At 74.0% G+C, this 23,525-nt stretch carries 25 protein-coding genes, 1 tRNA gene and 1 riboswitch; of the genes, 20 read left to right on the forward strand and 6 right to left on the reverse strand.

The genetic code is table 11. The features are described from left to right. The first annotated feature begins 10 nt into the window (after positions 1-10). The 8 genes from C7Y72_RS20030 to C7Y72_RS20065 all read left to right on the forward strand — a co-directional run bounded on the left by C7Y72_RS20030 (position 11) and on the right by C7Y72_RS20065 (position 9,313). A complete protein-coding gene (locus C7Y72_RS20030) occupies positions 11-298 on the forward strand; it encodes a hypothetical protein (protein WP_107570970.1) in 288 nt (95 codons plus the stop codon). A gap of 24 nt (positions 299-322) precedes the next feature. After that, on the forward strand, positions 323-1,978 hold the full coding sequence (locus C7Y72_RS20035; protein WP_146175475.1) for an alpha-amylase family protein: 1,656 nt from the start codon (positions 323-325) through the stop codon (positions 1,976-1,978). A gap of 66 nt (positions 1,979-2,044) precedes the next feature. Next, a complete protein-coding gene (gene recJ, locus C7Y72_RS20040; RefSeq protein ID WP_107570972.1) occupies positions 2,045-4,471 on the forward strand; it encodes a single-stranded-DNA-specific exonuclease RecJ in 2,427 nt (808 codons plus the stop codon). Between the two features lie 133 nt (positions 4,472-4,604). Further along, positions 4,605-6,929 (forward strand): RelA/SpoT family protein, encoded by a 2,325-nt coding sequence (locus tag C7Y72_RS20045; RefSeq protein WP_233243937.1) that lies wholly within the window; start codon positions 4,605-4,607, stop codon positions 6,927-6,929. Positions 6,930-6,931: 2 nt separating this feature from the next. Beyond that, positions 6,932-7,432 carry a hypothetical protein gene (locus C7Y72_RS20050; RefSeq protein WP_107570973.1) on the forward strand — a complete coding sequence of 167 codons (501 nt, stop codon included), beginning with the start codon at positions 6,932-6,934 and terminating at the stop codon, positions 7,430-7,432. After that, the gene (locus C7Y72_RS20055; RefSeq protein WP_107570974.1) at positions 7,433-7,693 is read left to right on the forward strand and encodes a hypothetical protein; all 261 of its coding nucleotides are present in this window, start codon (positions 7,433-7,435) and stop codon (positions 7,691-7,693) included. Further along, complete coding sequence (locus C7Y72_RS20060) at positions 7,686-8,279, forward strand: GNAT family N-acetyltransferase (RefSeq protein WP_158276963.1); 594 nt, start codon at positions 7,686-7,688, stop codon at positions 8,277-8,279. Before C7Y72_RS20055 ends, C7Y72_RS20060 begins: the two co-directional genes overlap by 8 nt. 17 nt (positions 8,280-8,296) lie before the next feature. After that, the gene (locus tag C7Y72_RS20065) at positions 8,297-9,313 is read left to right on the forward strand and encodes a CobW family GTP-binding protein (protein WP_158276964.1); all 1,017 of its coding nucleotides are present in this window, start codon (positions 8,297-8,299) and stop codon (positions 9,311-9,313) included. On the opposite strand, the gene C7Y72_RS20070 is transcribed toward C7Y72_RS20065, so the two are convergent. Continuing rightward, positions 9,274-10,266 carry a diacylglycerol/lipid kinase family protein gene (locus C7Y72_RS20070; protein ID WP_107570977.1) on the reverse strand — a complete coding sequence of 331 codons (993 nt, stop codon included), beginning with the start codon at positions 10,264-10,266 and terminating at the stop codon, positions 9,274-9,276. The two genes, C7Y72_RS20065 and C7Y72_RS20070, sit on opposite strands and share 40 nt — an antisense overlap. 37 nt (positions 10,267-10,303) lie before the next feature. Continuing rightward, positions 10,304-11,263, reverse strand: a complete 960-nt coding sequence (locus tag C7Y72_RS20075) for a glycosyltransferase family 2 protein (RefSeq protein ID WP_158276965.1) — start codon at positions 11,261-11,263, stop codon at positions 10,304-10,306. 49 nt (positions 11,264-11,312) lie between these two features. Here C7Y72_RS20075 and C7Y72_RS20080 point away from each other — a divergent pair, with 49 nt between their 5' ends. Further along, positions 11,313-12,044: a class I SAM-dependent methyltransferase gene (locus tag C7Y72_RS20080; RefSeq protein ID WP_107571171.1), complete on the forward strand. Its 732-nt coding sequence runs from the start codon at positions 11,313-11,315 to the stop codon at positions 12,042-12,044. A gap of 12 nt (positions 12,045-12,056) precedes the next feature. Here the strand turns inward: C7Y72_RS20080 and C7Y72_RS20085 are convergent, their stop codons facing one another. Then, complete coding sequence (locus C7Y72_RS20085) at positions 12,057-13,052, reverse strand: magnesium transporter CorA family protein (RefSeq protein ID WP_107570979.1); 996 nt, start codon at positions 13,050-13,052, stop codon at positions 12,057-12,059. Between the two features lie 137 nt (positions 13,053-13,189). On the opposite strand from C7Y72_RS20085, the gene C7Y72_RS20090 reads away from it, so the two are divergent. From C7Y72_RS20090 to C7Y72_RS20115, 6 genes are all read left to right on the forward strand, one after another. Continuing rightward, the gene (locus C7Y72_RS20090; RefSeq protein WP_107570980.1) at positions 13,190-13,789 is read left to right on the forward strand and encodes a hypothetical protein; all 600 of its coding nucleotides are present in this window, start codon (positions 13,190-13,192) and stop codon (positions 13,787-13,789) included. A 56-nt stretch (positions 13,790-13,845) separates the two neighbouring features. Further along, a riboswitch (SAM riboswitch) is annotated at positions 13,846-13,949 on the forward strand. A 55-nt stretch (positions 13,950-14,004) separates the two neighbouring features. Then, positions 14,005-15,243: a threonine synthase gene (gene thrC, locus C7Y72_RS20095; protein ID WP_107570981.1), complete on the forward strand. Its 1,239-nt coding sequence runs from the start codon at positions 14,005-14,007 to the stop codon at positions 15,241-15,243. After that, positions 15,244-15,522 (forward strand): ubiquitin-like small modifier protein 1, encoded by a 279-nt coding sequence (locus C7Y72_RS20100; protein WP_107570982.1) that lies wholly within the window; start codon positions 15,244-15,246, stop codon positions 15,520-15,522. 30 nt (positions 15,523-15,552) lie between these two features. After that, positions 15,553-16,287, forward strand: coding sequence for an acyltransferase (locus tag C7Y72_RS20105; protein WP_107570983.1), 735 nt, complete (start codon positions 15,553-15,555; stop codon positions 16,285-16,287). Then, positions 16,284-18,689 carry a DNA ligase D gene (gene ligD / locus C7Y72_RS20110; protein WP_107570984.1) on the forward strand — a complete coding sequence of 802 codons (2,406 nt, stop codon included), beginning with the start codon at positions 16,284-16,286 and terminating at the stop codon, positions 18,687-18,689. The genes C7Y72_RS20105 and ligD overlap by 4 nt, the downstream gene beginning before the upstream one ends. Further along, entirely contained in the window at positions 18,686-19,393 is a 708-nt protein-coding gene (locus C7Y72_RS20115) for a hypothetical protein (protein ID WP_107570985.1), read from the forward strand. Before ligD ends, C7Y72_RS20115 begins: the two co-directional genes overlap by 4 nt. A gap of 2 nt (positions 19,394-19,395) precedes the next feature. On the opposite strand, the gene C7Y72_RS20120 is transcribed toward C7Y72_RS20115, so the two are convergent. After that, a complete protein-coding gene (locus C7Y72_RS20120) occupies positions 19,396-19,710 on the reverse strand; it encodes a hypothetical protein (protein ID WP_107570986.1) in 315 nt (104 codons plus the stop codon). Between the two features lie 65 nt (positions 19,711-19,775). Between C7Y72_RS20120 and C7Y72_RS20125 the strand changes: the two genes are divergently transcribed. Further along, a complete protein-coding gene (locus tag C7Y72_RS20125) occupies positions 19,776-19,988 on the forward strand; it encodes an RNA-binding S4 domain-containing protein (RefSeq protein WP_107570987.1) in 213 nt (70 codons plus the stop codon). Between the two features lie 48 nt (positions 19,989-20,036). Here C7Y72_RS20125 and C7Y72_RS20130 read toward each other — a convergent pair whose 3' ends face one another. Beyond that, the gene (locus tag C7Y72_RS20130) at positions 20,037-20,474 is read right to left on the reverse strand and encodes a group I intron-associated PD-(D/E)XK endonuclease (RefSeq protein WP_146175476.1); all 438 of its coding nucleotides are present in this window, start codon (positions 20,472-20,474) and stop codon (positions 20,037-20,039) included. 146 nt (positions 20,475-20,620) lie between these two features. Here C7Y72_RS20130 and C7Y72_RS20135 point away from each other — a divergent pair. Then, positions 20,621-20,693: transfer RNA gene (locus C7Y72_RS20135), tRNA-Arg, on the forward strand. Positions 20,694-20,756: 63 nt separating this feature from the next. Here the strand turns inward: C7Y72_RS20135 and C7Y72_RS20140 are convergent. After that, on the reverse strand, positions 20,757-21,527 hold the full coding sequence (locus tag C7Y72_RS20140) for a class I SAM-dependent methyltransferase (RefSeq protein WP_158276966.1): 771 nt from the start codon (positions 21,525-21,527) through the stop codon (positions 20,757-20,759). Between the two features lie 162 nt (positions 21,528-21,689). Between C7Y72_RS20140 and mscL the strand changes: the two genes are divergently transcribed. The 3 genes from mscL to C7Y72_RS20155 are packed head-to-tail and all read left to right on the forward strand — an operon-like array spanning position 21,690 to position 23,519. Next, a complete protein-coding gene (gene mscL / locus C7Y72_RS20145; RefSeq protein ID WP_107570990.1) occupies positions 21,690-22,082 on the forward strand; it encodes a large conductance mechanosensitive channel protein MscL in 393 nt (130 codons plus the stop codon). Positions 22,083-22,137: 55 nt separating this feature from the next. Next, positions 22,138-23,097 carry a ribonuclease Z gene (locus C7Y72_RS20150; protein WP_107570991.1) on the forward strand — a complete coding sequence of 320 codons (960 nt, stop codon included), beginning with the start codon at positions 22,138-22,140 and terminating at the stop codon, positions 23,095-23,097. Beyond that, positions 23,094-23,519: a PASTA domain-containing protein gene (locus tag C7Y72_RS20155; protein WP_107570992.1), complete on the forward strand. Its 426-nt coding sequence runs from the start codon at positions 23,094-23,096 to the stop codon at positions 23,517-23,519. The genes C7Y72_RS20150 and C7Y72_RS20155 overlap by 4 nt, the downstream gene beginning before the upstream one ends. Positions 23,520-23,525 lie beyond the last annotated feature (6 nt).

The raw sequence follows: 23,525 nt of genomic DNA on the forward strand, positions 1-23,525 counted from the left end.
GAGACACGTCATGGGCATGCTCACCTGGGTCACGATGGGCCTGGCGCTCTGGCACTTCACGGTCTTCGTGCCGGACCGCTTCGCCGGCGGGATCATCGGCGCGCTGATCGGCTCGGTCGCCGGGGCTGCGGTGTTCGGCGTCCTGCTGCACGGCTTCTCGGTGCCGGGCCGCAACGACACCGACCTGCTGACCGCGGTCGAGGCCATCCCGGGCGCGTTCATCGGCCTAGCGATCACGTACGCGCTCGGTCTGCGGACCGAGGACGTCGAGCCCGAGCCGGAGCCGCTGGCGCCCTAGCGCCGGCGGACCGCAGGGGGGACAGTGGCGCGGTCACGGACGATCGCCCGGCACCGTCGCAGCGCCGCCGGCCTGGCGATGCTCGGCGTGGTCGCCGGCGCGCTCGGCGCGGGCACGGCGCCCGCGTTCGCCGCGCGCGGCCCGCTCGCGACGATCGTCCAGGACGACGCGCAGCTGCTGCACCGCGCGCCCGAGCAGGTCGCGGCCTCGCTGGACCGCCTGCGCGACCTCGGGGTCGACACCGTCCGCATCACCGCGGGCTGGTCGGTCCTGACGCGTGACGCCGACACCGACGCGATCCCCGCGGACTTCGACCAGACCGACCCCGCGGCCTACGAGCAGGCCCGCTTCACCGGCCTGGACACCGCGATCCGCCTCGCGGACGAGCGCGGGCTCCGCGTTCTGCTGGATCTCGCCTTCTGGGCGCCGCAGTGGGCGGCGGGCCGCGAGGACGGCGAGCCGACGCCGCGCGCCCGGCGCGGCGTCGACGCCCAGGCCTACGGGCGCTTCGCGACGGCGCTCGCGCGCCGCTACGACGGCACGTTCACGCCGCCCCCCGCGGTGGAGCCGGTCCCGCCGACCGCCGACGGCTCGTTGCTGGACCAGCTGTTCGGGACCGCGCCGCCCCCCGCGGCGAGCGCCCCGTCGGCGGGCCCGCTGCCGCGCGTGGCGCGGTTCAGCCTCTGGAACGAGCCCAACCACCCGGCGTTCCTGCTGCCCCAGACCGCCCGCAGTGCCGACGGCAGCCCGGCGCTCTACCGGCGCATGGTGCGGGCTGCCGACGCGGCGATCCGCGCGGTGCAGCCCGACGCCACCGTGCTCATCGGAGGTCTGGCGTCGAAGGGCACGAACGGCCGCGGGATCGCGCCGCTGCGGTTCGTGCGCGAGCTCGCCTGCGTCGACGGGAAGCTCCGCCCGCTGCGCACGGCGGCCTGCCGTGACTTCCGCCCCGTGCCCGGGGACGGCTTCACGATCCACCCGTACTCGCTGAGCACGCCGCCGGACGCGCGCCCCTCGGCCTCCCAGCCCGACGACACGCCGCTGGGCGCGCTGCCGAAGCTGATCGACACGCTCGACCGGCTCGTCCGCGCCGGGCGCCTCTCGCGCGGCCTGCGTGACGTGTGGATCACCGAGTACGGGTACGAGACCAACCCGCCCGCGCGCACCACGACCTTCGGTCTGGACGACCAGGCCCGGTTCCTGCCGTGGGCGGAGTACCTCGCCTGGCGCCAGCCGCGCGTCCGGGCGTTCGCGCAGTTCCTGCTGCGCGACCTCCCGCCGGCCGCCTCCGTGCAGGGCCAGAGCGACCGGCGCGCGTTCGGCCAGTGGGAGTCCGGGCTGCTGTTCGCCGACGGCACCGACAAGCCCGCCGCGGCCGCGTTCGCCGCCGGCCTGTTCGTGCGCCCCGCCGACCGGACGGGGCGTCGCCTCGCGGTCTGGGGCCGGCTGCGCACCGGCACGGGCCTGCGCACGGTGGTCCTCGAGGCGCGCGCGCCGCGCGGCACCTGGCGGCGGCTGCCGGGGACGGTGCGGACCCGCAGCGGCGTCGTCACCCGTACGCTCCCGGCGGCCGGGATCGCGCGCGGCTCGCTCGTGCGGATGCGCGTGACGGCCGCGGACGGGACGGTCTCCGTGAGCCCCGCGTTCCCCGTCCTGCACCGCCCGAGTCCCCTGCGCTGAATCCCCGCAGATTGCGGGAACGGCCGCCGGTTCCGTCCTCGCCGCGGCCTACCGTGGGCGGCGTCGATGGACGCGCGCCTGGACATCCCCGCCTGCCCGACCGACGCCGTGCGGACGCTGCGCGAGCAGCTCGGGGTCAGCGACGCGGTCGCGCAGATCCTCGTGCGACGCGGCCTGCACGACCCGGAGGTCGCACAGGCCTGGCTGCGCGCCGAGGAGCGCCACGATCCGTCCGCGTTCGCGGGGATCGACGACGCGGTCGCGCTGATCCTGCTGCACGTGCGGGCCGGCTCGCGGATCACGATCCACGGGGACTACGACGTCGACGGCGTGACCTCGACGGCGATCCTGCTGCGCGCCCTGCACACCTGGCAGGCCACGGTCGATCACCTCCTGCCCGACCGGCAGGCCGACGGCTACGGCCTCACGCACGCCACGATCGACCGCCTGCGCGCCCGCGGGACGCAGCTGCTGATCACGGTCGACTGCGCGATCACCGCGGTCGACGAGGTCGCCGCCGCTCGGGCGGCCGGGATCGACGTGATCGTCACCGACCACCACACGCCCCGGGCCGACGGCGTGCTGCCCGACGCGCTGATCGTCCACCCGGGGGTCTGCGGCTACCCGTTCCGGGACCTCTGCGCGGCCGCGGTCGCCCACAAGCTCGCCGTCGCCGTGCACCGCGCCGCGGGCGGCGACCCGGCGCGCGCCGACGCGGACCTCGACCTCGTCGCGCTCGCGACGGTCGCGGACTGCGTGCCGCTGCACGGCGAGAACCGCCGGCTCGTCCGCGAGGGGCTCGGCGCGCTCGCCACCACCCGCAAGCCGGGCCTGCGCGCGCTGATGCGCGTCTCGCGGGTGGACCCGTCCACGATGGACGCGACCGACATCGGCTTCCGTCTCGCGCCGCGGCTGAACGCCGCCGGGCGCGTCGCCCGGCCGGACGCCGCGCTGGAGCTGCTGCTGACGCCCGACGAGGACCGCGCCGAGCGGATCGCCGAGGAGCTCGACCGCCACAACGCGGACCGCCGCCACACCGAGGAGCGGATTCGCTTCGACGCCGAGCGCCAGATCGCCGAGCTGGGGGAGCGTCCCGCCTACGTGCTGTGGGGGGAGGACTGGCACTCGGGGGTGATCGGGATCGTCGCCTCGCGGATCGCCGAGCGCCACCGCCGGCCCGTGCTGCTCGTCGCCGTCCGCGACGGGGAGGGCACGGGCAGCGGCCGCTCGATCCCGGCGTTCGACCTGCTCGCGGGCCTCGACGCGTGCGCCGGGCACCTGCTGCGCTACGGCGGGCACCGCGCGGCGGCGGGCTGCACGGTCGCCGCGGACGCCCTCCCGGCGCTGCGCGCCGCGTTCGAGGCGCACGCCGCCGCCGTCCTGCGCCCGGAGGATCTCGTGCCGGTGGCCCGCGTCGACGCGGTCGTCGCGGGGATCGAGCTCGGCCTCGAACTCGCCGAGGAGCTGCAGCGGCTGGCGCCGTTCGGGGAGGGCAACCCGGAGCCGTCGCTGCTGCTGCCCGCGTGTCGCATGCTCGACGTGCGACCGATGGGCGAGGGGCGGCACCTGCGCTTCGCGGTCCACGCCGGGGGCGTGTCGGCCCGCGCGGTCGCGTTCGGTCGCAGCGAGCTGCCCGACGGCGCCGACGTCGCCGTGGACGCGACCTTCTCGCTGACGGTCAACCGCTGGAACGGCGCGGTCGAGCCGCAGCTGCAGCTGCGCCACGCCACCGCTCCGGCGTGCGCCGCGATCACCTGCGTCGACGACGCCGACGACTGGGAGCCGGCGCTGCGCGCCGCGCTCACGGGGGGCGCGCCGTCGGCGTACGCGACGCTCGCCCCGCCCGCGGCGCGCCGCACGGTCCTGGACCGGCGCGGCCAGGGCCTGCTCGGCACGGTCGCGGCCCTCGTCGCCAGCGGCGAGCCGGTGCTCGTCCTGACCGCCGACACGGCCAGCCGCCACCGCCATCTGCGTGGGCGCATCGGCGGCTTCACGCTCGCCTCGCACGAGGCGGCGCTCGCCGACCCGGCGCTGCGCGCGGCGCACCGGCACCTCGTGCTGCTCGATCCGCCGGCGCATCCGGCGATGCTCGAGGCGCTGCACGCCGGGAGCGCCGACCAGCTCGTCCACCACGCGTGGGGGCCCACCGAGGAGGGCTTCGCCGGCCGCGTCCACGAGCACCTCCACACCCTGCGCGAGCCGCTCGCCGACGTCTACCGGGCGCTGCGGGCCGGGACGGGCCTGCGGGACGCCCTGCGCGGGGACGGCGAGCGCCCGCGTCACGCGGTGCTCGCGGCGCGCCTGCTGCTCGTGCTCGAGGAGGCGGGCCTGGCGCGGGTCGACCGGGTCGCGCTCACGGCGGAGCTCCTGCCCAGCGGCCGCGTGGACCTGTCGGTGTCGGCCTGCTTCCGCGCCTGCGAGGAGCGCCGGGCGGCCGTCGCCGACCGAGCGACGCCGCCGCTCTCCCCGCCGCGCGAGCCGGTCGCCGCCTGACCGGCCCGGCGGCCTTCCGGGCCCCGACCGGCGGGCAGGACGCCTGGACCGTCGGCAGGTATCGGATCCGGCCCACCCCTGAGCTACGCTTGGGGCCGGATGGAGACCGCCACGACGACCCGTACGCCGCCGCGTGACTGACCGCTCGAACATCGGTGAGCGCCGTCCCGTGGGCGCGGTCGCGGACCCGGCGACCCACCCGTCGGTCGACCGCAAGGACCTCACCGAGACCGAGACGCGGCTGCTGTCCGACCTCTTCGCGATCGTCGAGGAGCACGCGGACGACGCGGCCGTCGCGGTCGACCGCGAGCGCGTCGAGGACGCGTTCGTGTTCGCCTGCGAGCACCACGCCGACCAGCGCCGCAAGTCCGGCGAGGAGTTCATCGTCCACCCGGTCGGCGTCGCGAAGATCTGCGCGGGCATGCGGCTCGACACCGAGACGCTCGTCGCCGCGCTCCTGCACGACACGGTCGAGGACACGTCCGCCTCCCTGGAGGAGGTCCGCGTCCGCTACGGCGACGAGGTCGCCGCGCTCGTCGACGGCGTCACGAAGCTCACGGGCATCACGTTCCAGTCGCGCGACGAGGCGCAGGCGGAGAACTACCGCAAGATGATGGTCGCGATGGCCTCGGACGTCCGGGTCATCCTGATCAAGCTCGCCGACCGCCTGCACAACATGCGGACGATCGCCGCGATGCCGAAGCAGAAGCAGATCGACAAGGCGAAGGAGACCCTGGAGATCTACGGGCCGATCGCGCACCGGCTCGGCATCCACGCGATCAAGTGGGAGCTCGAGGACCTCGCGTTCGCGACCCTGCACCCGCGCAAGTACCAGGAGATCAAGGGCCTGGTCAACCAGCAGCGCGACGAGCGTGAGACGTACGTCTCGAAGGCGGGCGCCTACCTGGCCCGCGAGCTCGAGGCGCTCGGCATCGACGCGGAGATCTCCGGCCGCGCCAAGCACTTCTACTCCATCTACACCAAGATGACGAAGAAGGGCCGGGAGTTCAACGAGATCTACGACCTCACGGCCATGCGGGTCATCGTCGAGTCGGTGAAGGACTGCTACGGCGCGGTCGGCGTCATCCACAGCCTGTGGAAGCCGCTGCCGGGCCGCTTCAAGGACTTCATCGCGATGCCGAAGTTCAACATGTACCAGTCGCTGCACACGACGGTGATCGGGCCCGAGGGCCTGCCGCTGGAGATCCAGATCCGCACCGTCGAGATGCACGCGATGGCGGAGTTCGGCGTCGCCGCGCACTGGATCTACAAGCAGGGTCGTGACGGCGGCCGGCCGGTCGGTCCGCCGGTCTCGGCCAACGGCAAGGAGAAGCTCGACTGGCTGCGGTCGATGCTCGACGAGCAGCAGGACGACGCCGATCCGCGCGAGTTCATGGAGCAGGTGAAGGCCGAGCTCGTCACCGAGGAGGTCTTCGTCTTCACGCCGAAGGGCGAGGTGAAGTCGCTGGCGGCGGGGGCGACACCGCTGGACTTCGCCTACGAGGTGCATACCGACGTCGGGCACCGCTGCGTCGGCGCGCGCGTGAACGGCAAGATCGTGCCGCTGCACTACGAGCTGCGCTCGGGCGACATCGTCGAGATCCTCACCTCCAAGCGCGACCGTGGGCCGTCCCGCGACTGGCTGGCGCTCGTGCGCACGACCCGTGCGCGGAACAAGATCAAGGCCTGGTTCAAGGCCGAGTCGCGCGAGGACACCGAGCACACCGGCCGCGACCTGCTGCAGGAGCAGTTCAAGAAGGCCGGCCTGCCCGCCCAGAAGATCACCGGATCGCCGCTGCTGGCGGACGTGATCCGCGAGATGGGCTTCAAGAAGGCCGACGACTTCTACATCGCGCTCGGCGCGGCGAAGATCAGCCCGAAGGTCGTCACGAACAAGGTGCTCGCGCGGCTGAAGGCCGGCGAGGCCGCGGAGGGGGAGGAGACGGCGGCCGAGTCGCTCATCTCCACCCGGCGCCAGCGGCGGCAGCCGACCGGGACGTCCTCGAGCTACGGCATCGTGGTCGAGGGCGTCGAGAACGTGCAGCTGCGCCTGGCGAAGTGCTGCCGTCCGGTTCCGGGCGACCCGATCGTCGGCTACGTCAGCCTCGGCCGTGGCATCACGATCCACCGCGACGACTGCCCGAACTCCGCGGCGCTGCGAAAGGACCCGGAGCGGTTCGTGCGCGTGCACTGGGAGGGCGACCACGAGAGCTCGTTCCGCGTCGAGCTGCAGGTCGACGCCTGGGACCGCCACCGCCTGCTGGAGGACCTCTCGCGGACCTTCGCCGAGGGTGGGCTGAACATCGTCGAGGCCCGCTGCATCGTCAGCCCCCCGATGGTGCAGAACCGCTTCGTCGTCGAGGTCGGCGACACCAAGGCCCTGAAGGCCACGATCACCCGTCTGCGCAACATCGACAGCGTGTTCGACGCGTACCGCGTCACACCGGGAGCAGGATGAGCATGAGCACCACCCGCCGGACCACCGTGGTGACCCTCGCGGCCCTGACCGCCGCCGGCGCCCTCGCCGCCACCCCCGCGGGGGCGGACCTCGTCGTGCAGCAGTCGCTGGCGGGCATCTCGCCGGGCATGACCCGCGCGCAGGTCGAGGCGGTCCTCGGCGCCCCGCAGAAGGTCACGACGCGGCCCGACGACATCATGGGCTCCTACGACGAGCTGCGCTACGGCCTGACAAAGGTGTCGATCAGCGGCGGCGAGGAGGGATCGGTGTTCTCGATCTCGACGACCTCGAAGAAGCAGCGCACGAGCTCCGGAGTGGGGGTCGGCACGACCGAGAAGACGCTGCGCCGCAAGGTCAAGGGGCTGCGCTGCTCGACGTACGCGGGCCGGTTCCGCATCTGCATGGTCGGGCGCCTCACGCCCGGGCAGACCGTCACGGACTTCCGCATCGGGAAGACGTCGAAGAAGGTCGTGAGCATCCAGCTGGGCCTGGTCATCGACTAGATGGCTGCGCTGGTCACCTCGCTCGCGGGGCTGCTGTGCCTCGCGCTCGCCGCCTACCAGGAGGTCCGCACCGCGCGGACGGCGGGCGTGTCGGTCGCGACGCTGGAGCGCCCGCCTGCCCTGCGCTACCTGCTGATCGCCTTCCCGTTCCTGTTCGTGGTCAGCGCGCTGGGGGAGGAGCACCTCCTGCTCGGCGTCGGGCTCGCGGTGCTCGCCCAGTCCGCCTACGTCACCTGGTGGCGTGGGCAGCGGCGTGCCTGAGCGGCTCGTCCGCCCGGCGGGGCCGCTGCGCGACGAGCGGGTCGTCCTGCGCCGGTGGCGTGTGGAGGACCTGCCCGACGTGCACCTCGGGATGCAGGACCCGGAGGTGCCCCGGTGGACGCGGATCCCGGAGGGCAACCCGCCGCACGAGGTGCGCCGCTACCTCGACGGGCAGCCCCGGGCGCAGGCGGACGGCGCTGAGCTGGTGTTCGCGCTGGCCGACCCGGTCGACGACCGCTTCCTCGGCTCGATCTCGCTGCTGCGCGTCGTGCTCGAGGAGCACCGGGCCGAGGTCGGGTACTGGCTGGCGCCGTGGGGCCGCGGGCGCGGCGTGCTCACGAGCGCGCTGCGCCTCCTGAGCCGCTGGGCGCTCACGGACGGCGGCTTCGCGCGGCTGGAGCTGCGGATCGACCAGCGCAACGCGCCGTCCCTGGCCGTCGGGGAGCGCGCCGGCTACGTCCGCGAGGGCGTGATGCGGTCGGTGCAGGAGCACCGCGGCGAGCGCATCGACCTCGTGCTGCTGTCGCTGCTGCCCAGCGACCTTCCGAGCGCCCCGGCCCCCGGTCGAGCGCCCAGCATCCCATGATGAGACGATGTCTCATCATGGGATCCGTCGCGTCGACCCGTCCGCTGCCCGCCTTGCTCCTCACCGGCTTCCTCGGTGCGGGCAAGACCACCGCGCTGAACGCCCTCATGGCGGCCCGGCCCGACCTGCGCGTGGGCGTGATCGAGAACGAGGCCGGCGCCGAGGGCGTCGACAGCGACCTGCTGCAGGGGGCCGCGCGCGTGGTCGAGATCGCGGGCGGCTGCGCCTGCTGCACGGTCCGCGGCGCGCTCTCGTCGGCGCTGGAGCTGCTGGCCGAGCGCACCGACGAGCTCGACCTCGTCGTGGTGGAGGCCTCCGGGATCGCGGATCCCGTGCCGATCGCGCAGGCGTTCCAGGTCCCGGCGGTCCGCGGCGCGATCCGGATCGCCGCGACCGTGTGCGTCGTCGACGTGCCCGCGGTCGCGGCGGCGGACCTGCTGCCCCACGTCTGGGGGCGCCAGCTGCGCTTCGCCGACCAGGTGCTGCTGACCAAGGCCGACCGCGTCTCGGGGCCGCGCCTCGCCGCCGTGCGGCGGCGCGTCCGCGAGCACGCGCCGCACGCCGGGTTCGTCGCCGGCCTGGACGACCCCGCGGTGCTCGCGCCCGGCGCGACCGGCGCACCGCCGGTCATCGACGCGCCGCGGGCGTCCGACCCGTCCGCCTCCTCCGCGGCCGGCGACGGGCACGGGTTCGCCGCGCACGCGCTGCGCGTCGCGACGCCGCTGGACGCCCACCGGCTCGAGATCTGGGTCCGCGAGGCGGTGCGCCGCCCCGGGGTCCTGCGGGTCAAGGGCGTCGTCGCGGTCCGCGGACGGCGCCGTCCCGTGGTGGTGCAGGGCACGCCGCAGGGCGTCGCGCTCGCGGAGGCCCGTGGTCCCGTGTCGGCGCGGGGGAGCCGCCTCGTCGTGATCGGCACCGACCTCGACCCGGTGGCGCTGCAGGCAGAGCTCGACGGGTGCGCCGGCGCGCGGCCGGACCGCGCGCCGGGAGCGGGTCAGGCGACGACGGTCAGCGCGCCGGGCGTCAGCGCGTAGACGGCCTCGTCCACGACGCCGATGGAGTCCCCGTCGACCTGCAGCGGCAGCGGGCGGTCGTCGGTGCTGCGGATCGTCACCGTCGGCACGGACTGGAAGCTGCTGACCGCCCGGTGACCGGTGATCTGCGCCCGCGGCGAGAAGAGACGGAACATGATCCCCGGCATGACCGTCGGCGTGGTGCGCTGGAGCACGATGCCGCTGAGCGTCCCGGAGTCGAGCCGCTGTCCGGGCACGAGCGCGATCGGGTAGTCCTTGAAGAACGTGAACGGGTCGCTGTTCTGGATGATCGCGGTGACCCCCGGGTGCACGGTCCCGTCCGGCAGCACCGCCTCCAGCCGCGGCGGCCTGACGACGTAGTCCTTCACGAACGTCGTGACGCCCGCGTAGGTGAAGTAGAACGGCCCGAAGCGGCGCTTCATCCGCGGGTGCGCGTCGACGCGCGCGACGACGCTGGCGTCGAGCCCGACGCCGCTGGAGAACGTGAACCAGCGGTCGTTGACCTTCGCCAGGTCGACCTTGCGCGGCGCCCACGTGTCGGCGATCCGCAGCAGGTGCTCGGTCGCGTCGACGATGTCGCCGGGGATGCCGAGCATCTTGCAGTAGACGTTGGTCGCCCCGCCCGGGAGCGTGGTCAGCGGGGTGGAGGAGCCGGCGAGGCCGTTGGCGGCCTCGTTGAGCGTGCCATCCCCGCCGAACGCGACGACGACGTCGTAGCCCTCGGCGGCCGCCTCGCGGCACAGCTCGGTGGCGTGGTCGCGCTTCTGCGTGTCGATCGCGTCGACGTCGTAGCGGCCCTGCAGCGCGTAGACGACGAGGTTGCGCAGGCGGTCGCTGACCGTCGTCGCGTACGGGTTGACGATCACCAGCATGCGCTTGCGCTGCACCGGGCGATCGCTGGCGAACGCATCACCGAGACGTTCGAGCGACTGGAGCTGGAGCGGGGCGGCCACGACTCGACCTACTCCCGTCGCGCGCCCGCGTTACGGGCTAGAGCAGCGGGGTGCGGGCCCGCACGGACCCGGCGGCGAGGCTCGCCGCGCCGACGGCGTCCGCTGCGACGTTCGCGGCGGCGACCGCCGGCCCGCGCCGGACGCCCCAGGGCCGCACGTGCGGCCAGAGGATCCGCACGTACGGGACGGCCGCCAGCAGCGGCCACGGGCGCCGCCGCACGACGGCGGCGACGGTCGCGACCGCCGCGAGGTCGAACGCGGCACTGCGCCGGGTGAGGAACAGCCGCCGGAAGCAGAAGCCGTCACGCAGCTCGGGGATGCGGGCGACGAGCGCGGGGAAGAACCGCAGCCGCGCCCGCTCGAGCACGAACGAGCGGGCCGTGCCCGGCAGCACGGCGTGGTGCACGAGCGCGTCGGGGGCGAAGGCGACGCGCGCGCCCGCCCGGACCGCGCGCCAGCCGAACCACGCGTCCTCCCCGAGCTCCTTGGCGGTGGCGGTGCCCAGCCAGCTCTCGAAGCCGCCGAGCGCGTCGAACCGCGCCCGGGTCACGAGCAGGTTCGCGGTCTCGTACAGCTGGGTCGGCTGCCCGACGCGCACGGTGCGGTCGAAGGGGCCGACCGGCACGTCGGGCGGCGGGCCGACCGCGCCCTGCACGAGCTCGGCGCCGTCGTGGAGGGCGCGCAGGCCGGCCGCGAGCCAGTCGGGGGTGGGGGCGCAGTCGGCGTCGGTGAACGCGAGGACCTCGCCGCGGGCGTGCGCGGCGCCCCGGTTGCGGGCGGCGGCAGGCCCGACCCCGGTGCTCGCGAGCACCGTGACCGGGAGCGGGTGCGCGGCCGCGAGCGCCGCGGTGGCGTCGGTGGAGCGGTCGTCCACGAGCACGTGCTCGACCGTCCAGCCCTCGGGTGCGCGGACCGCGGCGAGCGCGTCGAGCAGAGCGAAGAGCGTCGCGGCGGCGTTGCGCGCGGGCACGACGACGCTGACGGTCCGAGGGCTCATCGCGCGGGGGACGGTACCCGGCGGCGCGGCGCTCGGTACGGTGGCCGTGATGTCCGACCCCCGCCACATGGCCGAGTTCTGGGACGAGCGCGCCCGCGAGGACGCGCTGTTCTTCGTCGACGACCGCCTGCGCTACGACCCGGCGCGCGCCGAGGGCGACGAGACCTGGTTCTGGGCGGAGGGCGAGCGGCTGCTGGACGAGCTCTTCACGCGCGCGGGCGCCCCGGCGATCGACCCGGGCGCCACGACCCTGGACGTCGGCTGCGGCGTCGGCCGGTTCACGCGCGTCCTGGCGCAGCGCTCGGTGCAGGTCCACGGCGTCGACGTCAGCGCGGAGATGCTCGACCGCGCCCGCCGGCTGCTGGGCTCCCACGCCAACGTGCAGCTGCACCAGGGGGACGGCGTGTCGCTGCCGCTGCCGGACGGAAGCGTCGACGTGGCGATCTCGTTCGTCGTCTTCCAGCACATCCCCGACCCGCGGATCACGCTCGGCTACGTGCGCGAGCTCGGTCGGGTGCTGCGCCCGGGCGGCTGGCTGTGCATCCAGCTGAGCAACGACCCGTCGGTGCACCGGTCCGACCGGGCGGACGTGCCGCGTCCGCGGCTGCGCGACCGGCTGCTCGGCCGCGTGCCGAAGGGCACCGACGATCCGGCCTGGCTCGGGTCCGCCGTGACGCTCGAGCAGCTGGACGAGGCGCTGGCGGACGCCGGGCTGCGCAGCGAGCACCGCAGCGGGCAGGGCACGCAGTACCTGCTCGAGCGCGCCGTCAAGGCCGCCTGAGCGGCCGGACGGTCACAGCCAGCCGCGGCGGCGGAACAGGTAGAACATCCCGCCGAGCAGCCCGACCATGAACGCGATCACGATCCAGAACGCGGTGATCGAGTCCTGGCCGGGGACGTGCACGTTCATCCCGAAGATGCTCGCCACGAACGTCAGCGGCAGCATCACGGCGCTGAACGCGGTGAGCACGCGCAGGACGTCGTTGAGCTGGTGCGAGAGCACCGACTCGTTCGTGCTCTCGAGGCCCTCGACGACCTCCTTGAAGTTCTCGAGCATGTCCCAGATCCGCTCCGACGCGTCGTTGATGTCGTCGAAGTAGATGTCGAGGTCGTCGGGGATGTACCGCTTCGTGCGCTCGAGGTCGGCGAGCGCGGAGCGCTGCGGCCGCACGATCTTGCGGAAGTTGATGATCTCCTGCTTGGCGTTGGAGAGGTCGCGCACGATCTCCCCGGAGCGGCCCTCGAAGATGTCCTCCTCGAGCCGCTCGAGCTTGTTGCCGATCTTGCGCAGCATCGGGAACGACGCGTCGACGCAGTCGTCGACGATCTTGTAGAGCAGGTAGCCGGCGCCCTTGCCGAACAGCGACGCGCGGACGTCGTCGCGCTGCTGGGCCTGGGTGAAGAGGTACTCCAGCGGCTGGATCGGCTGGTTGGGCAGCGTGATCACGAAATCGGGGCCGACGAACACGTCGACCTCGGCGGCGTTCAGCCGGCCAACCTGCTTGTCGAAGGCGGGGAAGTGCAGGACGACGAACAGGTAGTCCTCGTACTCGTCGACCTTCGGGCGCTGGTTGCGCGAGAAGACGTCCTCGTAGTCGAGCGGGTGGAAGGCGAAGTGCTCCTCCAGCCACGCCCGGTCGACCTGGCGCGGCTGGACGATGTTCACCCAGCGCAGGCCGTCGTGCTCGACGACCTCGACGTTCGGGGTCTCAGGCTCCGGAGCGTGCGCGACGGCCGAGCCGCGACCGCGAGCCGGCCGCCGCAGGCGGGGCTTGGGCAGGCTGGGCATCGGGACTTCGGGGCTCGTCGGTCATCGGGGGCACCGCCCTCCATCCTACCGCCGTCCCGTCCTGGCCTGAACCCCCGGACGTGAACGAGCGGTGAAGCGGGCCGCCAGTTCGCGGCACGACGCGCGTTGCAGCAGGCATGCCACGGATCGGCCGTCTCCTCCCTGCGCTCGCCGTCGTCGCCCTCGGGGGCTGCGGGTCCGCCACGCCGGACCCCGTCGCCGGCCGGCTCGCCGAGATCGAGCGCGCGAACGGTGACGGTGCACGGGCACGCCTCGTACGGGTGCTGCGCGCCGAAGACGGGCCGATCGTCGTCGCCGAGGTGCGGCAGCCCGTCGGTCCGGCCGACTGCCCGTCGGCGCGCTGCCCGACGCTGAGCGTCCGCGGTCCCCGGTCCGGGAGGAGCACCCGGTTCGTGGCCGGCTGGGCGGTGGAGGTCCGTGCGGAGCGCGACGGCGCCCACGACGTCGTGTACGGGGCCGCGATCCCGGCCGCCCGTGCCGTCGAGCTGCCGCTGCGCGGCGGACGGCGCGCCGTCGTGCGCCTGGGGCGCTCGCGGCCGGGCAGCCGGCGGACGGTGTTCGCGGTGCTGCTCCCTGCCGGTCGGGTCCGGGCGGCGAGCAACGGCGTGATCGCCCGCGGCGCGGACGGTCGACTGCTCGGTCGCCAGCACAACAACGACGGGAACGACGACGTCGGAGCGTTCGACGGCACGTTCGATCGCACGTGGCGACGCTGATCCGGACGGGCTTGGTCCCGCCCGCGACGGTGTGTAGACTCCGCGGCACATAGCTGGACACATCCAGAGGGGTGGAGGGACTGGCCCGATGAAACCCCGGCAACCACGAGAGCGGCTCGTCCAGCGCTCGCGAAAGGTGCCAATTCCTGACAGATGTGGCCGGAGCTCCAAGGCACCGCCTCCCGGAACCTCCGCCACCCGACGGAGGTTTTTTGATGGCTGCAGAAGCGCTGAAGTGCCGGGAGTGCAAGACCGAGTACCCGCTGGAGGCCCACTACGTCTGCGAGCGGTGCTTCGGCCCGCTGGAGGTCTCCTACGCCCACAAGCCCGTCACCGACGTGGCGGAGGCCCGCCGCCGCATCCAGGCGGGCCCGCAGAGCGTCTGGCGCTACGCGGACTTCCTGCCGCTCGCCGGCGGCCCGCCGCAGGTCGGCCTGCCGGCCGGCTGCACGCCGCTGATCAAGGCGGACCTGCTCGCCGAGCGGCTCGGGATCAAGGAGGTCTGGGTCAAGAACGACACCGCGAACCCCACGCACTCGTTCAAGGACCGCGTGGTGTCGGTCGCGACCGCCCGGGCCCGCGAGCTCGGCTTCGAGGTGCTCGCCTGCGCCTCGACCGGCAACCTCGCCAACGCCGTCGCCGCCCAGGCCGCCGCGCTCGGGATGGAGTCCTACGTCTTCATCCCCGCGAACCTCGAGGAGCAGAAGATCCTCGCCACGGGCGTGTACGGCACGAACGTCGTCGCCATCCACGGCAACTACGACGACGTCAACCGCCTCTGCACCGAGGTCAGCGGCGAGCGTGAGGGCTGGGCGTTCGTGAACGTCAACATGCGCCCCTACTACGCCGAGGGCTCTAAGACGATCGCCTACGAGATCGCCGAGCAGCTCGGCTGGGAGACCCCGGACCGCATCGTGTCGCCGATCGCGTCCGGCTCGCTCTTCACGAAGATCGCCAAGGGCTTCGAGGAGTGGCTGGAGCTCGGCCTCATCACCGGCTCGCTGCCGAAGATGAACGGCGCCCAGGCCACCGGCTGCTCGCCCGTCGCCCAGGCCTACGAGGCCGGCCACGACGTCTGCCGCCCGGTCAAGCCGGACACGATCGCCAAGTCGCTGGCGATCGGCAACCCGGCCGACGGCCCGTACGCGGTCGAGCTCGCCCGTCGCAGCGACGGGGGCGTCACCGCCGTCACCGACGACGAGATCCGCGCGGGCATCCGGCTGCTGGCCGAGACGACCGGCATCTTCACCGAGACCGCCGGCGGCGTCACCACCGCCGTGCTGCAGAAGCTCGCCGAGCAGGGCGAGATCGGCAGCGACGAGCGCGTCGTCATCGTCATCACCGGCGACGGCCTGAAGACCCTCGACGCCGTCCGCGACACGTTCGAGACCCACACCATCGATCCCACGTTCGACGCGTTCGAGGACGCGTTCGCGATTGGAGCCGCGAAGTAGATGAGCATCAAGGTCAAGCTGCCCACCCAGCTGCGTGCCGCCGCCGGCGGCGCCTCCAGCGTCGAGGTCGACGGGGCCACCGTCGGCGAGGTGCTCGCCGCCGTGTACGAGGTGCACCCGGAGCTGAAGGACCGCCTCGCCGACGAGGACGGGTCGCTGCGCCGGTTCGTGAACGTCTACGTCGGCGGCGACGACATCCGCTTCGGCGACGGCCTCGACACGAAGGTCGCCGACGGCGCCGAGGTGCAGGTCCTGCCCGCGGTCGCGGGCGGCTGCTGACCCCCGACTCCCGGTAGCGTCCCGACCCGCATGGTCGGACGCCTCCTGCAGCTCTCGCGCGCCGCGCGCTTCCGCCTCTGGGCGGTGGTGACCGCGGCGCGTCTGCGTCGTCTCGGCGGGCGCCTGGTCCTCGAGGTCGACGAGGTCCCGCGGCTGCTCGGCCTGCCGACGGTCGAGATCGACGGCTATCCGGGCACGCTGACGCTGCGGATCGGCCGCGAGGTGAAGCTCGGGTCCGGGCTCGTGATCGACCTCGCGCACGGCAAGGACGGCACGATCGACCTCGGGGACCGGGTCGTGTTCCAGAACGGCGTGCGGCTGCAGCCGTGGGGCGGTGCGATCCGCCTCGGCGTCGCCGCGCAGATCCGCGACCGCTGCGAGCTGAAGTCCGCCGGCGAGCTCGTCCTCGGCGAGCGCGCGATCTGCGGGCGCAACGTCACGCTGCACTGCGAGGAGCGCCTGGAGCTCGGCGCGAAGGTCGGGCTCGCCGAGCGCGTCACGGTGATCGACTCCGACCACGGGTTCGACGGCAGCGACACGTTCTTCATGGACCAGCCCGTGCGCAGCACTCCGGTGCTCGTCGGCGCCAACTCGTTCGTGTCGACCAACGGCGTCGTGCTGCGCGGCAGCGTCATCGGCGAGAACTCCGTCGTCGCCGCGGGCGCCGTCGTCAACGGCGGCACCTATCCGCCGCAGTCGATCCTCGGCGGCATCCCCGCCCGGGTCCTGAAGTCCCTCGCCGACGGGGCGCACGCGGCGACGTGAGCACGCCGCCCGCGGACCGGCTGGGCGGCTACCGCGCCAAGCGCGACGCGGCCGGGACGCCCGAGCCCGGTCTCGGGGAGGAGGAGGGCCCGCCGGACGGGGAGGAGGGTCGGCGCTTCGTCCTGCAGGAGCACCACGCCACGCGCCTGCACTGGGACCTGCGGCTCGAGCGCGACGGCGTGCTCGTCTCCTTCGCCGTCCCCAATGGCCTGCCGCCCGACCTCGGCACCAACCACCTGGCCATCCGCACCGAGGACCACCCGCTGGCGTACCTGGACTTCCAGGGCGAGATCCCGCGCGGCAGCTACGGCGCGGGCACGATGACGATCAGCGACCGCGGGACCTACGAGGTCCTGAAGTGGGACCCCGGCAAGATCGAGATCCACCTGCACGGCGAGCGCCACGACGCGCAGTTCGCGCTGTTCGTCATCGACCGCGACCGCACGCTCGACCCGGAGCGCGACGGGGCGCAGTGGATGGTCCATCGGATGGGCGCCCCGGAGGGCCCCGACGCCCAGCCGCTCCCGGACCGCGTGGCGCCGATGCTCGCCCGTCCCGGCACGCTGCCGCGCGGGGACGACTGGCAGTTCGAGATCAAGTGGGACGGCGCGCGCGTGCTCGCCCACAGCCGACCGGGGCAGCTGCGGCTGCGCAGCCGCAACGGCAACGACGTGACCGGCCGGTTCCCGGAGCTCGGGGCGCTGCAGCGGGCGTTGGGGGAGCACCGGGCCGTGCTGGACGGCGAGGTCGTCGCCTTCGACGAGGAGGGACGTCCGAGCTTCGCGGCGCTCCAGCGCCGCCTGAACGTCACCGACGAGGGACGGGTGCGGCGGCTCGTGCGCGAGCAGCCGGTCCGCTACGTCGTCTTCGACCTCCTGTGGCTCGACGGCCACGACCGCTGCGCGCTGCCCTACGAGGAGCGGCGCGCGCGGCTCGCGGCGCTGGAGCTCGAGCGGCGCAGCGGGGGCGTCGTGACCGTGCCGGAGGCGGAGGCGGACGGCGAGGCGCTGCTGGAGGCGGTCCGCGCCCTGGGCCTGGAGGGCGTGATGGCCAAGCGCCGCCGGGCCCCGTACCTGCCCGGTGTCCGCTCCGACGCGTTCACGAAGGTGAAGCTCACGGGCGAGATGACGTTCGAGATCGCCGGCTGGACGGCCGGGGAGGGCGGGCGTCGCGGCCACCCCGGCGCCCTGCTCCTCGGCCTGCCCGATCCCGACGGGGGCCCGCTGCGCTACGTCGGACGGGTCGGCAGCGGCCTCGACGAGCGGACCCTCGACGAGCTGACGGGCGCGCTCGCACAGCGCGAGGTCGACGCCGATCCGCTGGCGCCCTCCAGCGGCGGGACCGTCGCGCCGCGCGGCGCGCGCTTCACCGGCCCGGGCCTGCGCTGCGAGGTCCGCTTCACCGGCTGGACGCCGGACGGGGTGCTGCGCCATCCCGTGTTCGTGCGGCTCGTCGCGCCCGAGGGGGACGGGGCGGGGCCGGCGGCCCCCGGGGCCGGCAAGGGCACGCGCGTCACCGCGGCGGGCCGCGAGCTGCGCGTCACGAACCTCGACAAGCCGCTGTGGCCCGACGGCACCACGAAGGGCGAGCTGATCGGCTACTACGCCCAGATCGCGCCGGTGCTCGTCCCGCACCTCGCCGACCGGCCGCTGACGATGCGCCGCTGGCCCGACGGCGTGACCGGCCCGACGTTCTTCGAGAAGCGCGCCCCGGGTCACCGTCCGGACTGGGTCGCCGTGGCCGACGTGACGCTCGACGGCGTCGCCGCGACGCAGCTGCTCGTCCAGGAGCCGGCGACGCTCGCGTGGCTCGGCAATCTCGCGGCGATCGAGCTGCACACCCCGCTGCACCGCCTGTCCGCCGAGGACGGGACGGCGGAGATCCTCGCCTTCGACCTCGATCCGGGCGCGCCCGCCACGGCGGTCGAGTGCGCGCGCGTGGCGTTCCTGCTGCGCGGCATGTTCGCCGGGCTCGGCCTCGACGCGTTCGTGAAGTCCTCCGGATCGAAGGGCCTGCAGGTCTACGTGCCCCTGAACGCGGGCGCCGTGCCGTACGCGCACACGAAGGCGTTCGCCCGCACGGTGGCCGAGCTGCTGGCCCGCGAGGAGCCGGGGCTCGTCGTCTCGCGGCAGGTGAAGGCCGAGCGGCGCGGCAGGGTGCTCGTCGACTGGCTGCAGAACGAGCACGGCAAGACGACCGTGTCGGTCTACTCGGTGCGTGCCGCGCACGACCGTCCCACGATCAGTGCGCCGCTCACCTGGGACGAGCTGCAGGACCTGCTCGACGCCGGTGACCCCGACGCGTTCCTGCTCGGCCCCGACGAGGTGCTCGCCCGTGTCGCGGAGCTCGGCGACGTGTGGGCCGACGTCCTGACCCTCGACCAGGAGCTGCCGGTGCCGTGAGCTTCCACGGGCTGTACGGACCGCTCGAGGAGCTCGACGCCTGGCTGTCGGGCGGCCTCGACGGCGCTGGGCTCGTCGTGGTCGTCCTGCTGGCGCTCCTGCTCGGGCTGCGGCACGCCACCGACCCGGACCATCTTTTCGCGGTGACCGCCCTGCTCTCCGGGCAGGAGGCGGGGAGCCGGGAGGCGATCCGCCTGGGTGCCTGGTGGGGGACGGGACATGCGACCGTGCTCGTGGCACTCGGCCTGCCGCTGATCCTGCTCGAACGCGGGATGCCCGGCAGCGTCGAGGTCGCGGCGGAGAAGACCGTCGGCGTCGTGATCATGCTGCTCGCGGCCAGAGTCCTCGTTCGCTGGTCACGCCGCCGCCGACGGCCTGCGGGCACGCTGGGCAGCGGTGCCCACGACGTGCCGCCACCCACGCGGACGGCGGCGCGCTCCGCGGCCATCGGCGTCGTGCACGGGCTCGGCGGCACGGGCGCGATCGCCCTGCTGCTCCTGGCCGCGCTCCCGTCGACCGCGCAGGCCGCGGTCGCCCTCTGCGCGTTCGCCCCGATGAGCGTCGTATCGATGGCGCTCTGCACCGGGGCCTACGCGTGGGTCCTGGAGCGGCGCGGCCTCGCTCCCGCCTACGACATCGTCGGGATGCCCCTGCTCGCGCTCGTCACCCTGGCGTTCGGCGGCTGGTACGCCGGGCTGGGCTAGCCTCAGACCCCGGCGCACAGCGCCTGCAGGGCGAGCAGCGCACGCTCGGGGTCCTCGCGCATGAGCGCGAACGCCTGCGACGCCTGGTCGACGTCCTCGATCGAGACGTCCCGCCGCTCGACGCAGAAGCGGGCGATCCAGCGGACCGCGGCGCGCTCGTAGCGCTCGGGCTCGCGGTCGCGCAGCAGCACGCAGACGTGCAGCGCGTCGTCCAGCGAGACGTTCGGCAGCTCGGCCGCCGCGGTGCGCACGAGCGTGAGGTTGCCGCTCTGCAGGGCGCGGCGGAAGCGGGCGTAGGCGGAACCGTTGGACGTCATGGAGCGAACGTATGTTCGCACTCTCGTCAAGGGGTCTGCGCGCGCCGGCGTGCCATGCTGCGGGCATGCGCGAGATCCCCCTGCGTGACGGCATGATCCGGCTCGGCCAGCTGCTGAAGCTCGCCGATCTCGTCGACAGCGGCGGGGAGGTCCGCTGGTTCCTCGACGAGGCGGAGATCACCGTCAACGGGGAGCCCGAGAGCCGCCGGGGCCGCCAGCTGGTCCCGGGGGACGTCGTCGTGGTGAACGGGGAGGAGCTGCGGCTCGTCGCGACATGACGGGCTCGTGCCCGTCCCCGGGGCCCACCCGACCCCTGCCGCCGTCGGTCACGCGTCGACCCGGCCCTGCTCGCACTGACGCAGGACCCAGTCCTGGAGTCGGTGGTCGCGCGCGAAGCGGACGCCGCGGACCTGGTTGTTGGCCGGGTGCGTGAGGCGCAGGTACATCCTGGTGGCCCGCGCCTGCGCCACCGGCACGACGAACTGCTCGCCGGTCGCGTGCACGTGCACGGCGAACACGTCCGCCCGGCCTGCGTAGGACCCGACGCCCCGGCCGTGGTCCGTCCCGCAGCAGTTGAACTCGACGCAGCCGTTGCGGATCCGCCCGGACTTCACCTGGACGCGGACGAAGGTGCCGGGCGCCGTCTCGACCACGAGGTCGTACGGGCCGAACCGGCCGAACGGCGTGAGCACGACCAGCCCGGCCGCCGTGAGCGCGTGCAGGACCGCGGCCTCCGCGACGTCACCGGCGGTGCGAGTGTCCATCAGGCGGCCCGTGCAGCGGCACGGCATGCCACCGGGGTCTCGGGTCGAACGTCACGGGGGTCGATGAGGCGAAGTGTCCGTCGCGCAGCGGACAGAACACGTGTTCGCATCGCCGCGCGCGCAAATCCGCTATCGTCGCCGCCCCGGCGCCCGTAGCTCAGTGGATAGAGCGCTCGCCTCCGGAGCGAGAGGTCGTAGGTTCGAATCCTACCGGGCGCGCCTCGTCGAAACCCCGCCTCGGTGCGGGGTTTCGCCGTTCCGGGAAGAGGCCGGACCGGCGGGCTAGGCGGCGGGCTTGCGGAACCGCAGGCGGGCGACGTGGTCGCCCTTGCCGGCGCCGCGCAGCGGCCGGTGGGTGACGGGCCTGCCGTCGCCGATCGGCTCGAGGCCGACGGTCGCCGCGTAGCCGCGCAGCGTCGCGAGGTTGCCCAGCCACCACGTGTAGCGCGAGCCGGGCACGATCGGCCGGTACTCGGCGACCGCGCGACGGGGATGGCGACGCGTGAGCGGCACCGAGTACGCCTCGATCATCAGCAGCTCGCCGCCGGGGGCGAGCACGTCGACCATCCGCTCCAGCGCGCCGACGGGGTCGCGCAGGTGCTGCAGGATCGTCCCGCACAGCACGAGGTCCACCGGGCCGTCGGTCCACGCCTGCTCGAGCTCGTAGACCGTGCCGAGCACGCGCTGCACCGACGAGCCGAGCGCCTCGTGCGCGAGCAGGAAGCCGGTGCCCCACTGCAGGCCGGACGCCTCCGTGTCGGCGAGGTTCAGCGCCCGCGTGTTCGGCGGCCAGTCCGCCTGCGTGCCGTCCGGCAGGTCGAGCGTGTGCACCGACGCGGCCCCCCGCCGCTCGAGCTCGAACGCCCAGAAGCCGTCGAAGGTGCCGACGTCCAGGCAGCGCAGGCCCGCCGTCGAGGCGGGCAGCGCCTCGGGCGCGAACGGGCGCAGGTCGCAGAAGCCGGGCGTGACGAGGTCGGGCGCGAGCTCGAGCGTGTGGTACCAGGCCGGATGGGCGAGGACGCGCTCGCGGACGTCGGGGGAAGGGGACGGCACGCGGGGCAGGGTACCTGTCACCCGTCGGCGAGCAGCCCGCGAGCGGCGCGCCCGCACCGCCACGGCGCGGCCACGATTCCGCCACACGGTCCACCGGGACGGTGGATAGGGTCGCGCCACCCCAACCACAGACCGTTCCCCACAGCACACCGGAGGTGCACCATGGTCAAGGGTTTCAAGGAGTTCCTGATGCGCGGCAACGTCATCGACCTCGCCGTCGCGGTCATCATCGGGGCCGCGTTCGGCGCCGTCGTCAAGGCGTTCGCCGACGACTTCATCGGTGGCCTGATCGGCGTCATCGGCGGCACCCCGAACTTCGACACCGCGGGGATCGAGATCGGTGACGGCAAGATCATCATCGGCACCACGATCACGGCGCTGATCAACTTCGTGATCGTCGCCGCCGTCATCTACTTCGTCATCGTCCTGCCGATGAAGACGCTCGCCGAGCGCGGCAAGAAGGCCGACAGCGACTCGCCGGCCCCCACCGACGAGACCGTCCTGCTCACGGAGATCCGCGACCTCCTCAAGGCCCAGCAGGAGCGCGGCCTGTAGGCGACGCACCCCGGGCGGGTCCACCGCCGCCGCGGCGTCGCTACGCTCGCTGGCGGTGGACCTCTCCCTGCACTTCGCCGGCACGGCCGGCTCCGTCCCGACCGCGCGGCGCGGGCTGCCCGCGACGCTGCTGCGCGCCGGCGGTGACCGCATCCTGTTCGACTGCGGCGAGGGCACCCAGCGCCAGCTGATCCGCTCGGTCGGGCTCGTCGAGCTCGACGCGATCTTCCTCACCCACCACCACATCGACCACTGGCTGGGCCTGCCCGGTCTGTTCAAGTCGTTCGACCTGCGCGACCGCGACCGCGAGCTGCTCCTCTACGGCCCGCCCGGGACCGCCGCGCTGCTGCAGTCCGTGCGTCCCACCTACGGGCGCCTCGGCTACCCGCTGACGATCACCGACCTCGAGGCGGGCGACGTCCTGGAGTGGGACGGCTACGAGATCGAGGCGTTCAACGTCAAGCACCGCGGGCGCGCGTTCGGCTACGCGATCGTCGAGGAGGACCGCCCCGGCCGGTTCGACGCCGAGCGCGCGGTCGCCCTGGGCGTGCGGCCCGGGCCCGACTTCGGGCGGCTGCAGGCGGGGGAGACCGTGGACGGCGTGACGCCCGACCAGGTGATCGGCGAGGACCGTCGCGGCCGGCGGATCGTGCTCAGCGGCGACACGCGGCCGTGCGACGCGGTCCGGGCGCACGCCGCCGGGGCCGACCTGCTCGTGCACGAGTCGACGTTCCTGCACGAGGACCTCGCGCGCGCGGGCGAGACCGGTCACACCACCGCCCGGCAGGCCGCCGAGCTGGCGGCCGAGGCGGACGTCGGCCTGCTCGCGCTCACGCACGTCTCGCAGCGCTACCACCCGCGCGCGCTGCGCGAGGAGGCGCGCGCGGTGTTCGCGCGCACCGAGCTGCCGCGCGACCACGACCACGTCGTCGTCCCGTTCCCCGAGAAGGGGCCGCCCGAGCTCGTCCGCCCGGCGCGCCCCGAGCCCGCCACGCCCCAGGAGACCGCCGCATGACCGAGCCGACCCGCGTGCAGCCGCCCCCGGAGCGGCGCTTCTCGACGCTCGGGCTCGTGCTCACCGGCGCGGCGGGGTTCCTCGTCGGGATCCTGCTCGTCGCCGCGCTGGGCGGGGCGAAGGGCCGGTCGACCGAGACGGTCACGGTCGCGCGCACGACGACCGTCACGCGGACGGTGCCCGGGCCGGTGACCAACGGCGGCACGGTGATCGTCACGACCGCGGTCCCCGACGTCGTCGGCCAGCCGCTGGACGTCGCCCGCCAGCGGCTCGAGCGCTCCGGGTTCGACACCGACGTCGAGGGCGGCGGGCTGTTCGGGGTCATCGAGGAGTCCAACTGGCAGGTCGTCGAGCAGTCGCCGCAGCCGGGCGGCCAGCTCGAGCAGGGCTCGACCGTCCAGGTCGCGATCGAACGTCGCTGAAGCCCG

This window comes from Paraconexibacter algicola, assembly GCF_003044185.1.
GTDB lineage: Bacteria > Actinomycetota > Thermoleophilia > Solirubrobacterales > Solirubrobacteraceae > Paraconexibacter > Paraconexibacter algicola.

What these genes read in the sequence shown, in the direction of transcription:
- C7Y72_RS20065 (WP_158276964.1), top strand. Translation starts at nt 8,297, where the DNA reads ATGGGATCCGTCGCGTCGACCCGTCCGCTGCCCGCCTTGCTCCTCACC.
- C7Y72_RS20085 (WP_107570979.1), bottom strand. Translation starts at nt 13,052, where the DNA reads ATGCCCAGCCTGCCCAAGCCCCGCCTGCGGCGGCCGGCTCGCGGTCGC.
- C7Y72_RS20105 (WP_107570983.1), top strand. Translation starts at nt 15,553, where the DNA reads ATGGTCGGACGCCTCCTGCAGCTCTCGCGCGCCGCGCGCTTCCGCCTC.
- C7Y72_RS20130 (WP_146175476.1), bottom strand. Translation starts at nt 20,474, where the DNA reads ATGGACACTCGCACCGCCGGTGACGTCGCGGAGGCCGCGGTCCTGCAC.
- C7Y72_RS20155 (WP_107570992.1), top strand. Translation starts at nt 23,094, where the DNA reads ATGACCGAGCCGACCCGCGTGCAGCCGCCCCCGGAGCGGCGCTTCTCG.
- C7Y72_RS20075 (WP_158276965.1), bottom strand. Translation starts at nt 11,263, where the DNA reads ATGAGCCCTCGGACCGTCAGCGTCGTCGTGCCCGCGCGCAACGCCGCC.
- C7Y72_RS20030 (WP_107570970.1), top strand. Translation starts at nt 11, where the DNA reads ATGGGCATGCTCACCTGGGTCACGATGGGCCTGGCGCTCTGGCACTTC.
- C7Y72_RS20120 (WP_107570986.1), bottom strand. Translation starts at nt 19,710, where the DNA reads ATGACGTCCAACGGTTCCGCCTACGCCCGCTTCCGCCGCGCCCTGCAG.
- C7Y72_RS20090 (WP_107570980.1), top strand. Translation starts at nt 13,190, where the DNA reads ATGCCACGGATCGGCCGTCTCCTCCCTGCGCTCGCCGTCGTCGCCCTC.
- C7Y72_RS20055 (WP_107570974.1), top strand. Translation starts at nt 7,433, where the DNA reads ATGGCTGCGCTGGTCACCTCGCTCGCGGGGCTGCTGTGCCTCGCGCTC.
- mscL (WP_107570990.1), top strand. Translation starts at nt 21,690, where the DNA reads ATGGTCAAGGGTTTCAAGGAGTTCCTGATGCGCGGCAACGTCATCGAC.
- C7Y72_RS20050 (WP_107570973.1), top strand. Translation starts at nt 6,932, where the DNA reads ATGAGCACCACCCGCCGGACCACCGTGGTGACCCTCGCGGCCCTGACC.
- thrC (WP_107570981.1), top strand. Translation starts at nt 14,005, where the DNA reads ATGGCTGCAGAAGCGCTGAAGTGCCGGGAGTGCAAGACCGAGTACCCG.
- recJ (WP_107570972.1), top strand. Translation starts at nt 2,045, where the DNA reads ATGGACGCGCGCCTGGACATCCCCGCCTGCCCGACCGACGCCGTGCGG.
- C7Y72_RS20125 (WP_107570987.1), top strand. Translation starts at nt 19,776, where the DNA reads ATGCGCGAGATCCCCCTGCGTGACGGCATGATCCGGCTCGGCCAGCTG.
- C7Y72_RS20100 (WP_107570982.1), top strand. Translation starts at nt 15,244, where the DNA reads ATGAGCATCAAGGTCAAGCTGCCCACCCAGCTGCGTGCCGCCGCCGGC.
- C7Y72_RS20080 (WP_107571171.1), top strand. Translation starts at nt 11,313, where the DNA reads ATGTCCGACCCCCGCCACATGGCCGAGTTCTGGGACGAGCGCGCCCGC.